Below are 12,262 nucleotides of genomic sequence, written 5' to 3'. Positions count from 1 at the left end.
CTGCATCATCCAATTCGCGGGGCGAGGGAGGCCAGAAGGAATGGTCGGCTCCCGGGAGATCACGGCATAAGCCGTCCAGCCACTGCGCAGGGAAGGCCGAGTGATCGGCACCACCTGTATGCTGCTGTGCGGTTCTTCCTGCGTGTGCTTTTCGCGCAGCGGACCGCGGGTGCGCGCCAGCACCCGGCCTTCCCTGCGCCCTCTTGGATGAGAGGGTAGCGAGACGAAGCAAAGCTCGGGCGAATTCCGCCGCGAGAATGCGAAGGCATGTCCGTCACCACATACTTCATCGCCCGGCTTGAGGCGAATTCGTCAGGTCGAGACCCCGAACAGTCTGCGAACGGCCGGCAGCCACTCGCCGGTCATCGTGAACTCGAGCCCAAGGCGCGCGCCGCAGGCGATCGCCAACATCGTGACGGGGGCCGAAACCGCGAGCGTCGACAGCGCGCTCAGGCCCTGACCGATGGTGCAGCCCATCGACATGATGCCGCCGATGCCCATCAGCAGCGCGCCGATCATGTGACGCTTCAACTCGCGAGCGTCGTCGCACGCTTCCCAGCGGAAGCCGCGCGCGAGCATCGCGGCGGCAAACGAGCCTGCGACGACGCCGGCAACCGAGCCGATGCCGAAATTGAGCCGCGCGCCGGAGAAGGTGGCGACGTAAAGGATGGCATCACCAAGCGGCGCCACGAAGCTGAGCGAGGAGACCCGCGCGGGATCGAACTCGTCGTCGGCAAGCCATCCGGTGGCAAACCAGCCGAACGCGATTGCTGCACCGACGGCAAGACCGGAGGCGAGCAGCCGCGGCGACCGGATCAACCTGCCATCCGCAAGGGCCCAGAAGGCGAGCGCGGCGGAAATCGCCACGACGAGGATCGCGCGCATCGCGCTGCCCGCGCCGAGCAGCGACGTCAAGGTCTGGGTGCTTCCCTCGGGTAGCCGCAACGACAACGGCTCGATCAGCATCAGCCGCAACATGCCGGTGATGCCGCGCATGGTCGCGAGCGCCGACAGGCCGAGCACGAGAAAGACCACGATGGCCCGTAGATCGCCACCGCCGACGCGCACCAGCGTGCCGAAACCACACGTGCCGACCAGCGCCATGCCGACGCCGAACATCAGACCGCCGATGATCGCACCGCCAAGACCGATCGACGCCGTGAGGTAGATTGACCGCGACAGATCGACAATGCCGAACGCGGCGAGCGCCTGGGTTGCGAGCAGGGCGACTGCCGCGGCCAGCGCGAAGGATTTCAGCCGACGAAAATCCGATCCGTAGAATGCGTCCTCGAGCATCGCCAGCGTACAGAAACGACCCGCGCGGCCGGCAACGCCGAGCACGGCTCCGGCGGCAAGCCCGGATGCAAATGCTATGGTCGAAGGGCTCAGCATTCCTCCCGCTTCGTTTTTGGTTCTGCCTTGCGGGTAGTCTGCGCCGGTGGGGCGCGAAAATCCAGCGTGGAGAACTACCGGCGGCGCCGGCGTACCGGCTCGCAGAACACGTCGTAAACGGCGGTGAGAATCTTGCGGACGTCTTCGCTGGCGAGACTGTAGTAGATCGTCTTGCCGTCGCGGCGGGTCGTCACCAATCGATCGAGCCGCAACCGCGCGAGCTGCTGGGAGACGGTCGATTGGCGCTCGCCCAGGAACTGCTCGAGCTCGGTCACGGACTTCTCGCCCTCGGCGAGGATGCAGAGCAGCAGCAATCGAGACTCGTGGGACAGCGCCTTGAGCATGTCGCTGGCCTCGCGCGCCTTCTCGATCATCTGCTCGAGTTCGGCGGAGCCCTCGATATCCTTCAGCTTTGGCAACGGCATCGCGTCAAGTTCCTCTCAGAAAATCCGCAAGATGGTCACGACCTCCCGGGTTCCGATCCCGTGTTCGACAGGATTCGGTCCAACAGGCCGAAGAAGAAGGCATCGCCGGGATAGCCGCGAATGCGCCCGATCTCGCGGCCCTCTTGTACCACGACGAAGGTCGGCGTGAAGGGACCCGGATCGATTCCGGCGAGATCGGCGGGAAGGGGGCTGTTCAGGTCGATCCGGCGCAGCGGTGCGGCCCGGCCTTCGTCGGTCTTGCCGTAGATCGGGGCGATCTCGGCGTTGAAGCGCGCGCACCAGACGCAGCCGGCGCGCTCGAACATGATGAGCTCGGCGGCGCGCGATGCCGGCGCGGGCAGCGCGAGCCCGACGGCGAGGGCGAGCAAAACGACGATTCTGTTCATGCTGCGTAACCGGCCTTTGCGACCTGCTTGGCGGACTTGCTTGCAAATGTCCCTGGCGCTTATATCATTAAATTCGTATATGTGCTAGGGATGGGGCGAAAATGACCTTGGACGTCACGCTTGGTGCGGCCTTCGTCGCGGGCCTGTTGTCGTTCCTGTCGCCCTGCATCCTGCCCCTGGTGCCGCCTTTCCTGTGCTACATGGCCGGCGTCTCGGTCACGGATCTATCTGGCGACCGGCCGGATCTGCGGCCGCGCATCCTGATCTCCGCGCTGGCCTTCGTGGCGGGCTTTTCGCTGGTGTTCGTCGCGCTCGGCTCGACCGCCTCGATCGCGGGACGCTTCATCTCCGCGCATCTGTCGACGCTCGGCATCGTCGCCGGCGGGCTGATCATCGTCATGGGCTTGCATTTTCTGGGGCTGCTCAGGATTCCGCTGCTCTATCGCAGCGCGACCGTGCAGGTCGACAACCGCCCGGCCGGCGTGGCGGGGGCATTCGTCATGGGCCTGGCCTTTGCGTTTGGCTGGACGCCCTGTGCCGGCCCCATCCTCGCCGCCGTGCTGCTGATGGCGGGCTCGGAGGACACGACCGGGCGGGGCGCATTGCTGCTGCTCGCCTATTCGGTCGGGACCGGCATTCCCTTCCTGATCGCGGCGGCCTTCACCGGCCGCTTCATTGCCGCGCTCGGTCGTGTGCGCCGGCATCTCGGCCTGATCGAGAAGACGATGGGCGTCTTCCTGGTCGCGACGGGTCTGATGTTCCTGACCGGATTGATGCCCGCGGTCTCGGAATGGCTGCTCGAGCATTTTCCAGGACTGACCAGCATCGGCTGAGGCTAGCCGTAACGGAAGTCGAGCAACTGGGCAAAGGATTGCAGCTCGATGAGGTAACGATGCACGAGGGGGCCGTCGCCCGCCATCGCGGCATGAGCGATCTCATGGCTGCTAGCGATTGCGCCGTCGATCAGGCGGCGGAATTCACCTTGGGCAGCGATCTCGCTGTTTGCCCATTCGTTACAGCGTTGAAGCCGATCGCGGAACGCGCTTGCAGTGGCAACGGTCTCCTCGGCGTTTGCGGGCGCCGGCCGTTCGCCGTACCTGATGGCCGCGACGCGCAGCGTTTCCATGGCGGGTGCGATCTCGAAGATGCAATCGCCGAGATCGTAGAGGCCTGCGTGACGCCTGAGCGCGTGAAAAGCCTGCCGAAGCGCGAGCAACTCGCGGCCGGCGGCGACAGTGTCTCCGCGGTCCAGCGCGCCCGTGGCTGTCGTGAGCCGATCGCGACCTCCGTCGAGAAATCGCGACAATTCGGCCGGCGCGTAAGCGGGCAGGGGACCGGATGTGCTCGGCGCAAGCCGCTTCCACCGGACGACCGCCTCGTCGGTCTCGATCTGCGCCAGCGCGACGTTTCCGGTGCGCGCATAGCTCGCGGCGGTGCGCAGATTGGCCATGATCGGCGCCATCGCCGATGCGAAATCCGCAGGTCGATCGGCTTCCGCGCCGAGCGTGAGCGCGGTCGAGGCCAGCCACGCCAGCAGCACGATGGTGCAGCGCAAGATCGGATCTCCTTGTCACATTCGTGTATTCGAATATCATAATGAAAATGAGCAACGCGCAAGATCTTCCGATGCACGAAACCCCGACGTCGGTTCGCAGGCCGACGCGACGCGGCCTCTTGGCATTCGCGGCTGGCGCGGCCTTGGCCGGCAGCGGCGCGGCGGCGGCCGAGCCCGCCGTCGGAGAAGACGGGCTCTATCACGAGCCCTGGTTTCTGCAGAGCTTCCTCGATCTGCGCGAGGACCTCGAGGGCGCTGCGGCCGGCGGCAAGCGCCTTGCCATCATGTGGGAGCTGCGCGGCTGCCCCTATTGCCGCGAGACGCATCTGGTGAACTTCGCCGATGCCGGCATCGCCAGCTATATCCGCGACAATTTCGAGGTGTTGCAGCTCAACCTCGTCGGCTCGCGCAAGGTGACGGACTTCGACCGCCAGGAATTGACGGAGAAAGAGCTCGCCCAGAAATACGGGATCAGGTTCACGCCGACCTTTCAGTTCTTTCCGCCATCCGCCGATGGCCTCGAAGCAAAGGACGCGATGGCGCGCGAGGTGGCGCGGGCACCCGGCTATCTCAAGCCGCCGCACTTCCTGGCGATGTTTCGCTTCGTGCGGGAGCGCGCTTACGAGCGCGGCTCGTTCCGGGATTTTCTGGCCGCGAACGGCTGATGCGGAATGCCTCTCGAATTCCGCTTGACGCCGCCGTTTATATGAACATATCATAATAATTGAATTTGATGGACTGAGTCCGTCGTGACCAAGAGCGGGCGTCACCCCGCGATAAGGGTAGGGAACATGCGGCGCTTGCTTGCGGCTGCGTTTGTACTTTGTCTGTCGGCCGGGGGCGGTCTTGCCCAAGAGCCGAGCAAGGAGCCGATCAGGCTCGAAATCGTCAACGAGTCCTTGCCGAAATCCCTGACCGGCGCGCCCGGCAATGCCGCCGCCGGCAAGAAGGTGTTTCTGACGCGCACGCTCGGAAATTGCCTGGCCTGCCATCAGGTCACAAGTCTGAAGTCCGAGGATTTCCACGGCGAGTTCGGTCCATCCCTGGATGGTGTCGCCGGCCGCTACACCGAGGAGCAATTGCGCCTCATCATCGCCGACCCCAAGCGCATCTTCAGCGACACCGTCATGCCGGCGTTCTTCAGGAATGACGGCCTCAGCCGGGTGCGCCCGGAATTCGTTGGCAAGTCCATTTTGACGGCCGCGCAGGTCGAGGACGTCATCGCTTTTCTCAAGACGCTGAACTGACGGCGAGGAGGATCAGGAATGAAAGCCATCAATCGACGGCAGGCATTTGCGCTCGGGGGCGGCTTCGTCATGCTGACGCTGATGCCCATGGCAGCCGATGCCGAAGTGACGGGAGATGCGGCGAAATGGATCGAGACGTTCACCGGCGGCAAGCAGCCTGCCAAGGGCAAGATCGCGCTCGACCTGCCGGAGATCGCGGAGAACGGCAACACCGTGCCGCTCTCGATCAACATCGAGAGCCCGATGACGGCGGACGCTTATGTGAAAGACGTTCTGATCATCGCGGACGGCAACCCCAATGCGGGCGTGGCGACGCTGACGTTCACGCCGCTGTCGGGCAAGGCGGAAGCCTCGATCCGGATCCGGCTCGCCGCCACGCAGAACGTGGTTGCGGTCGCGAAGATGAGTGACGGTTCGCTGTTCATGGAGCAGAAGACCGTCAAGGTCACCATCGGCGGCTGCGGCGGCTAGGGGCGTCAGGAGAGGAACAATGGCAGACAAACCGCGCATCAAGCTTCCCAAGGAAGCGGCCAAGGGCGAGGTCATCCAGATCAAGACCCTGGTCTCGCATGTCATGGAATCCGGCCAGCGCAAGGACGCGCAGGGCAAGGCCATTCCGCGCAAGATCATCAACAAGTTCGCCTGCGAGTTCAACGGCAAGCCGGTGTTCTCCTGCGCGCTCGAACCGGCGATCTCGGCCAATCCCTACGTCCAGTTCGACGCCAGGGTCGACGAAGCCGGCACGTTCAAGTTCTCCTGGACGGACGATGACGGCACGGTGATCACGGCCGAAGAGAAGATCGCGCTCAAGGCATGATGCGCATCGCGCATTGAAGGAGGCACGCAATGGCGCGACGATTTGTTGGGTTGGCCGCTCTGGTCGTGGCCGCCGCGTCGGTTGCGACGCTCGCGATCGCTGAGGACGCCGAGCGCAAGGGCATCGCGGCGCCGCCCGGCCACGTCTTCAAGACCATCATCTCCGGCTACGAGTTTCGCAGCAAGGAGACCCGCGCGTTGCAGGACGATGATCTCGAAAATCCGGGCTTCCTCGCCGTGGAGCGCGCGGCGGATGTCTGGAAGAAGGTCGAGGGCGGTGAAGGCAAGTCCTGCATGAACTGCCACGGCGAGGCCGAGACCAGCATGAAGGGCGTCGGCGCCGCCATGCCGAAATGGGACGACAAGCTGAAGAAGCCGGTCAATCTCGAGCAGCGCATCAACATCTGCCGCAATGAAAACATGAAGGCGGAGCCCTGGAAGTTCAAATCCCGTGAGCTGACCGACATGACAGCGTTCGTGCGCTACCAGTCTCACGGCATGAAGGTCGCGGTGAAGACCGACGGCCCGATGTCGCCCTGGTTCGAGCGCGGCAAGCAGATCTATTACACGCGCTACGGCCAGCTCGATCTCGCTTGCGAGTCCTGCCACGAGCGCAACAACGGCAAGTTCATGCGCGCGGACTTCCTGAGCCAGGGCCAGACAAACGGCTTTCCGACCTATCGGCTGCGCGACCAGCGCCTGGTGCCGCTGCATGAGCGGTTCGAAGGCTGCATGTTCGACGTGCGTGCCGAGCCGTTCAAGCCGCTCTCGGACGAGTTCCTCGCGCTCGAACTCTATGTGGCCTGGCGCGGCATCGGCCTTCCGGTCGAGACACCGTCGGTGCGCAACTGAAACGTTGAGCTTGCAGGAGTATTGCGCATGATCTCTCGCCGCGAGTTCATTCAGGTTGCCGCGGCAACGGCGGGACTCTCGACCGGTGCGGGCTCCAGCCTGACCCGTGCGTTCGCCCAGCAGCGCTTGACCGAGAGGGAATTGCTGGCCTTCGAGCCGCTCGGAAACGTCACGCTTGTGCACGTGACCGATATCCACGGCCAGCTGATGCCGCTCTATTTCCGCGAGCCCTCGACCAATCTCGGCGTGGGCGAGGCCAAGGGCCTTCCGCCGCACGTCACCGGCAAGGAATTTCTCGCCCGCTTTGGCATCGCGCCGGGTTCATCTGCGGCCTACGCGCTGACCTCGGAGGATTTCGAGGCGCTGGCCAAGAGCTATGGCCGGATCGGCGGCCTCGATCGCGCCGCGACCGTGATCAAGGCGATCCGTGCCGAGCGCGGCGACAAGGTCGCGCTGCTCGACGGCGGCGACACCTGGCAGGGCTCGTGGTCCTCGCTGAAGACGCGCGGCCAGGACATGATCGACTGCATGACGCTGCTCAAGCCCGACGCCATGACCGGCCATTGGGAGTTCACCTACGGCTCCGAGCGGGTCAAGCAGGCCATCGAAGGCCTCGGCTTCCCGTTCCTCGGTCTCAACATCCGCGACACCGAGTGGAACGAGGCGGCGTTCGAAGCCTCGACCATGATCGAGCGCGGTGGCGTCAAGATCGCGTTGCTCGGCCAGGCCTTCCCTTATACGCCGGTCGCCAATCCGCGCTGGATGATTCCGAACTGGTCGTTCGGCGTGCGCGAGGAGGACGTCCAGGCGCAGGTCGACAAGGCCCGCAAGGGCGGCGCGCAGCTCGTCGTGCTGCTCTCGCACAACGGCTTCGACGTCGACCGCAAGCTCGCAAGCCGCGTCAAGGGCATCGACGTCATCCTGACCGGGCATACCCACGATGCGCTGCCCGAGGCGGTGAAGGTCGGCAAGACTCTCCTGATTGCGTCGGGCTCGTCCGGCAAGTTCGTCTCGCGGCTCGATCTCGACGTCTGCGACGGCGAGGTCAAGGCTTTCAGGTACAAGCTCATTCCGCTGTTCTCCGATGTGATCACGGCGGACGCCGAGATGGCCGCGAAGATCGCCGAGGTCCGCAAACCCTTCGCCTCCGATCTGGCCAAGGTACTCGGCAAGACCGACTCGCTGCTCTACCGGCGCGGCAATTTCAACGGCACGTTCGACGATCTGATCTGCCAGGCGCTGCTGCAGGAGCGCGATGCCGAGATCGCGCTGTCGCCGGGCTTCCGCTGGGGCACCAGCGTGCTGCCGGGGCAGGACATCACCTTCGAGGATGTCACCAACGCTACCGCGATCACCTATCCCGCGGTCTACCGCATGGGCATGACCGGCGCGCGGCTGAAGGAGATCATTGAGGACGTCGCCGACAATCTCTTCAACGTCGACCCCTATTATCAGCAGGGCGGCGACATGGTGCGGATCGGCGGATTGTCCTACGCGATCGACGTCGCCAAGCCGCAGGGCCAGCGCATCTCGGACATGCAGATGGTCGAGACCGGCGCGCCGATCGATCCGGCCAGGGAATATCAGGTCGCGGGCTGGGCCAGCGTCAACGAAGGCACCGAGGGGCCGCCGATCTGGGACGTCGTCGCAAACTATCTGACGCGGCAGAAGACCGTTCGGCTCGAGCCCAACCGGGCCGTCAAAGTTACCGGAGCGTAAGAAGCGATGTCGAAGATGGACAGTCAATCCCGTCGCAGCTTCCTGGCCGCCGGCGCCGGCGTCGCAGCCTCGATGCTGGCAAGGCCGGCGGCCGCAGGCGGAAATCCCGCCAACCAGCCGCCCAATGTGCCGGAATGGACCAAGTCGCTCGGCGAGGGCGTCGCGGTGCGCCCGTATGGTAAGCCGTCGAAATTCGAGAAGGACGTCGTCCGGCGCGACGTCGAATGGCTGACCGCCTCGCGCGAATCCTCGGTGAGTTTCACGCCGCTGCATGAGCTCGAAGGCATCATCACCCCGAACGGCCTCTGTTTCGAGCGGCATCACGGCGGCATCGCCGAGATCGATCCGGCCGATCATCGCCTGATGATCCACGGGCTGGTCGAGCGTCCGCTCATTCTCACCCTGGAGGAGTTGAAGCGCTATCCGCGCGTCAACCGCATCCACTTCATGGAATGCGCGGCGAATTCGGGCATGGAATGGCGCGGCGCCCAGCTCAACGGCTGCCAGTTCACCCACGGCATGATCCACTGCGTGCAGTACACCGGCGTCTCGCTGCGCACCCTGCTGGAGGAAGCCGGCGTCAAGGCGAGCGGCAAGTGGCTGCTGGTCGAAGGCGCCGACGCGGCCGCGATGGACCGCAGCCTGCCGATCGAGAAAGCGCTCGACGACTGCATCATCGCCTACAAGATGAACGGCGAGGCGCTCTATCCCGAGCAGGGCTATCCGATGCGGCTCGTGGTGCCGGGCTGGCAGGGCAATCTCTGGGTCAAGTGGCTGCGCCGCATCAAGGTCGGCGACCAGCCCTGGCACACCCGCGAGGAGACGTCGAAATACACGGACCTCATGCCGAACGGCAAGGCGCGCCGCTTCACCTGGTCAATGGACGCCAAGTCCGTGATCACGAGCCCGAGCCCGCAAGCGCCGATCAAGCACGGCAAAGGCTTTACCATCGTCTCGGGTCTGGCCTGGAGCGGCAACGGCAAGGTCAAGCGCGTGGACGTGTCGCTCGACGGCGGCCGAAATTGGTGGCCGGCGCGGCTCGACGGGCCCGTTCTCGACAAAGCGCTGACGCGTTTTTACTACGAATTCGACTGGAACGGCGAGCCGCTGCTGCTGCAATCGCGCGTGCAGGATGAGACCGGATACGTGCAGCCGAGCAAGGCGGAGCTGCGCAAGATCCGCGGCGTCAACTCCATCTATCACAACAATGGCATCCAGACCTGGCATGTGCAGGCCAATGGTGAGGTCGAGAATGTCGAAGTCGCTTAAGCTCACTGCCGCCGCGCTGCTCGCATGCGCGCTGAGCGCGCCGGCGCTCGCCCAGCAGAAGGCGGACGCCAAGAGCGGTCCACGCTATCACATCGGCCGCGCGCCGACCGCGGACGAGATCCGCGGCTGGGATATCGACGTGCGCCCGGACGGCCAGGGCCTGCCGGAAGGCAAAGGGACAGTCGCGCAGGGCGAAAAGCTGTTCATGGACAATTGCTCGTCCTGCCACGGCGAGTTCGGCGAGGGCAACGGCCGCTGGCCGGTGCTGGCCGGCGGCAAGGGTTCACTGACGTCAGACAACCCGGTCAAGACGGTGGGCTCGTACTGGCCCTACGCGTCCACCGTGTTCGACTACGTCCGTCACGCCATGCCTTACGGCAATACGGGATCCCTGTCCGTCGATGAATATTACGCGCTGGTCGCTTACGTCCTCTATCTGAACGACGTCGTCACCGATCAAAACTTCGAGCTGAACAAGAAGACCCTTGCGACGATCAAGATGCCGAACGAGCAGGGGTTCGTGATGGACGACCGCGCCACCAGCGAGAAGTCGTTCTGGCAGAAAGACCCCTGCATGAAGAACTGCATCGCCCCGGTGAAGATTATCGGGCGCGCTGCCGCCATCGACGTCACGCCCGAGGACGGCAAGGAGAAGAAGTCGCGGGGCGTGGAGTGAGACACGGCCGGGCGAGCCGGCGCGCGCTGCTGCATGCGGCTCTCGCTGTTGGCTCGCCCATCGCAATCCGTCCGGCCGCGGCCCAGGCGGCCGAACCTCACAGGCTCGCGCTGCAGATCAGCGACGACGACCCGGTCAAGATGCGCGCCGTCCTCGATGTCGCCGCTAACGTCTCGCGGCATTATTCCGGACAGGGCGAGGACGTCGAAATCGCAGTGGTTGCCTTCAACGGCGGCCTCGACATGCTGCTCGCGGACCGCTCGCCGGTGAAGGAGCGCCTGGTGAATTTCCTGAAATCGATGCCGAATGTGAGCTTCATCGCCTGCGGCAACACGCTGGAGACGCTGGCGGCGAAGGAGGACAGGCGGCCGCCGCTGATCGACGGCGTCAGCGTCACGCAGGTTGGGGTTGCCGCGCTGATGGATTTGGCGGAGAAGAACTGGACGATTATCCGGCCCTGAGGAGAAAGCTGCTGATGCGATGGTTGATAGGACTGACAGTCTTGCTCGCGTTCGCAGGGTCTGCATATGCGGCCGAGCAGGAGGTCGAGTTGTCGGTCGACGGCCGCACCACGCTCGCGACACTGCGCACGCCAGCCTCGATGGGACCCGATACGCCGCTTGTCGTAATGACCCACGGCACGCTCGCGCACAAGGACATGGAGGTCATTCAGGGCGTTGCCAAGGCGCTTGAGCAGCGCGGCATCGCTTCGCTCGCCCATACGCTGTCGCTGGGGCTCGATCGCCGCAAAGGCATGTACGACTGTACCGCGCGGCATGACTATGCCGTTGAGGATGCAGTTGCGGAGATCGGTGCCTGGGTCGCGCGGGCGAGGGGCATGTCCCGGCTCGTCTTCGCGTTCGGCCATTCGCGCGGCGGCAACCAGGTCGCACGGTTTCTCGCTGCAAGCGAAGCTGCACCGGTGGCGGGTGGGGTGTTGCTGGCGCCGGTGACCGCGAAGGCCGAGGCCGATCTGCGCGCCACCTACGTAAAGACCTATGGCAAGCCGCTCGAACCGTTTCTGGAGCTGGCAACCAAGGCGGTTGCGGCCGGCCGCGGCGGGGAGTGGATGGACGTGCCGGGTTTTGTCTATTGTCGCAATGCCGTGGTTACCGCGCGGACCTTTGCGTCATTCTATGGTCCAGATGTCGACCAGGACACGGCCGCGCTCGTGGCGCGCGTGAAGCCGCCGGTGCTGGTGCTCGCCGCCACCAAGGATAGCGTTGTGCCCGATGTAGCAGAGGCCTTCGCATCGCTTGCCGGTTCGAGCGGAGGCAAGGTGCAGCTCGACAAGATCGAGGATGCCGATCATTTCTTCCGCGACCTGTTCGCGGAAGACGTCGCCGATCGAATCGCCGAGTTCGTCAAGCAGACACGTTAGGAGGGGGACCATGCAGCGTCGATCCGTGCTTCGCGCGAGCCTTGCCGGACTATTTGGTGCGTTTGCGGTGCGCCAGGCGTCCGCGGCGACGGAAACGCCCGCGCGACAGCGCGTCGTCTATCATCTTGCCGATGCCGATCGTGTCGTCTTCGTTCTAGGCAATCTGCAGAACCATGTCGACGGCGTTGGCGGACCTGGGAAGGCCGACATCAGGCTGGTCGTGCACGGGCCGGCGCTGCGTGCTTTCCACGCGCTGGCGGCGCAGGACCACACCGTTGCGATGATGACGAAGCTCGTCGATGCCGGCGTCGGCTTCGATGCCTGCGCCAATACGATGAAGGCGCAGGGCGTCAAGCTGGACGATCTCACGCCCGGTTTCGTGGTGGCCGAGAAGGGCGGCGTGGTGCGGCTCGTCGAGCTGCAACAGCAGGGATATGCTTATCTACGGCCATGAGGCCGCTCCGCTCCGGCATCCTGCGACGTCGAGCTTTGATCTGGCTCATGGGACGCGACGACGCGATCG

Annotated in this window: 16 protein-coding genes and 1 pseudogene; 12 read left to right on the top strand and 5 right to left on the bottom strand. The window is 64.7% G+C overall.

Annotated features, from left to right (window positions below):
• The 4 genes and pseudogenes from RAD04_RS33865 to RAD04_RS33850 form a co-directional block, all read right to left on the bottom strand.
• Positions 1 to 183, bottom strand: a pseudogene (locus RAD04_RS33865) (hypothetical protein); the annotation flags it as partial.
• Positions 184 to 312: 129 nt separating this feature from the next.
• Positions 313 to 1,392 (bottom strand): YeeE/YedE family protein, encoded by a 1,080-nt coding sequence (locus tag RAD04_RS33860; RefSeq protein ID WP_461627271.1) that lies wholly within the window; start codon positions 1,390 to 1,392, stop codon positions 313 to 315.
• A 74-nt stretch (positions 1,393 to 1,466) separates the two neighbouring features.
• On the bottom strand, positions 1,467 to 1,817 hold the full coding sequence (locus tag RAD04_RS33855; protein ID WP_018316042.1) for an ArsR/SmtB family transcription factor: 351 nt from the start codon (positions 1,815 to 1,817) through the stop codon (positions 1,467 to 1,469).
• A gap of 35 nt (positions 1,818 to 1,852) precedes the next feature.
• Positions 1,853 to 2,224, bottom strand: coding sequence for a thioredoxin (locus RAD04_RS33850; RefSeq protein WP_461627270.1), 372 nt, complete (start codon positions 2,222 to 2,224; stop codon positions 1,853 to 1,855).
• Between the two features lie 101 nt (positions 2,225 to 2,325).
• Here RAD04_RS33850 and RAD04_RS33845 point away from each other — a divergent pair, with 101 nt between their 5' ends.
• Positions 2,326 to 3,057: a cytochrome c biogenesis CcdA family protein gene (locus RAD04_RS33845; protein ID WP_247773955.1), complete on the top strand. Its 732-nt coding sequence runs from the start codon at positions 2,326 to 2,328 to the stop codon at positions 3,055 to 3,057.
• A gap of 2 nt (positions 3,058 to 3,059) precedes the next feature.
• Here RAD04_RS33845 and RAD04_RS33840 read toward each other — a convergent pair whose 3' ends face one another.
• Entirely contained in the window at positions 3,060 to 3,779 is a 720-nt protein-coding gene (locus RAD04_RS33840) for a hypothetical protein (protein ID WP_461627269.1), read from the bottom strand.
• Between the two features lie 71 nt (positions 3,780 to 3,850).
• Here RAD04_RS33840 and RAD04_RS33835 point away from each other — a divergent pair, with 71 nt between their 5' ends.
• The 11 genes from RAD04_RS33835 (at position 3,851) to RAD04_RS33785 (ending at position 12,193) form a co-directional block, all read left to right on the top strand.
• Positions 3,851 to 4,444 (top strand): SoxW family protein, encoded by a 594-nt coding sequence (locus RAD04_RS33835; protein ID WP_461627268.1) that lies wholly within the window; start codon positions 3,851 to 3,853, stop codon positions 4,442 to 4,444.
• Positions 4,445 to 4,570: 126 nt separating this feature from the next.
• Positions 4,571 to 5,026: a sulfur oxidation c-type cytochrome SoxX gene (gene soxX, locus RAD04_RS33830; RefSeq protein WP_461627267.1), complete on the top strand. Its 456-nt coding sequence runs from the start codon at positions 4,571 to 4,573 to the stop codon at positions 5,024 to 5,026.
• Positions 5,027 to 5,044: 18 nt separating this feature from the next.
• Positions 5,045 to 5,497 (top strand): thiosulfate oxidation carrier protein SoxY, encoded by a 453-nt coding sequence (soxY, locus tag RAD04_RS33825; RefSeq protein ID WP_461627266.1) that lies wholly within the window; start codon positions 5,045 to 5,047, stop codon positions 5,495 to 5,497.
• A 19-nt stretch (positions 5,498 to 5,516) separates the two neighbouring features.
• Positions 5,517 to 5,843 carry a thiosulfate oxidation carrier complex protein SoxZ gene (gene soxZ, locus RAD04_RS33820; RefSeq protein WP_018316049.1) on the top strand — a complete coding sequence of 109 codons (327 nt, stop codon included), beginning with the start codon at positions 5,517 to 5,519 and terminating at the stop codon, positions 5,841 to 5,843.
• A gap of 29 nt (positions 5,844 to 5,872) precedes the next feature.
• Positions 5,873 to 6,694 carry a sulfur oxidation c-type cytochrome SoxA gene (gene soxA, locus RAD04_RS33815; protein ID WP_461627265.1) on the top strand — a complete coding sequence of 274 codons (822 nt, stop codon included), beginning with the start codon at positions 5,873 to 5,875 and terminating at the stop codon, positions 6,692 to 6,694.
• 27 nt (positions 6,695 to 6,721) lie between these two features.
• Positions 6,722 to 8,413 carry a thiosulfohydrolase SoxB gene (gene soxB, locus RAD04_RS33810; protein WP_461627264.1) on the top strand — a complete coding sequence of 564 codons (1,692 nt, stop codon included), beginning with the start codon at positions 6,722 to 6,724 and terminating at the stop codon, positions 8,411 to 8,413.
• Between the two features lie 6 nt (positions 8,414 to 8,419).
• The gene (soxC, locus tag RAD04_RS33805; protein WP_092261873.1) at positions 8,420 to 9,682 is read left to right on the top strand and encodes a sulfite dehydrogenase; all 1,263 of its coding nucleotides are present in this window, start codon (positions 8,420 to 8,422) and stop codon (positions 9,680 to 9,682) included.
• Positions 9,621 to 10,358: a c-type cytochrome gene (locus RAD04_RS33800; protein ID WP_461627263.1), complete on the top strand. Its 738-nt coding sequence runs from the start codon at positions 9,621 to 9,623 to the stop codon at positions 10,356 to 10,358. Before soxC ends, RAD04_RS33800 begins: the two co-directional genes overlap by 62 nt.
• 26 nt (positions 10,359 to 10,384) lie before the next feature.
• Complete coding sequence (locus RAD04_RS33795; protein WP_461627278.1) at positions 10,385 to 10,819, top strand: DsrE family protein; 435 nt, start codon at positions 10,385 to 10,387, stop codon at positions 10,817 to 10,819.
• Positions 10,820 to 10,833: 14 nt separating this feature from the next.
• On the top strand, positions 10,834 to 11,739 hold the full coding sequence (locus RAD04_RS33790) for an alpha/beta hydrolase (protein ID WP_461627262.1): 906 nt from the start codon (positions 10,834 to 10,836) through the stop codon (positions 11,737 to 11,739).
• A gap of 10 nt (positions 11,740 to 11,749) precedes the next feature.
• Complete coding sequence (locus RAD04_RS33785) at positions 11,750 to 12,193, top strand: DsrE family protein (protein WP_461627261.1); 444 nt, start codon at positions 11,750 to 11,752, stop codon at positions 12,191 to 12,193.
• Positions 12,194 to 12,262 lie beyond the last annotated feature (69 nt).

Source organism: Bradyrhizobium sp. 25ACV (assembly GCF_054863005.1).
The sequence above is the reverse complement of the archived record's forward strand: the minus strand, read 5'-3'. Positions and strand labels throughout refer to the sequence as shown.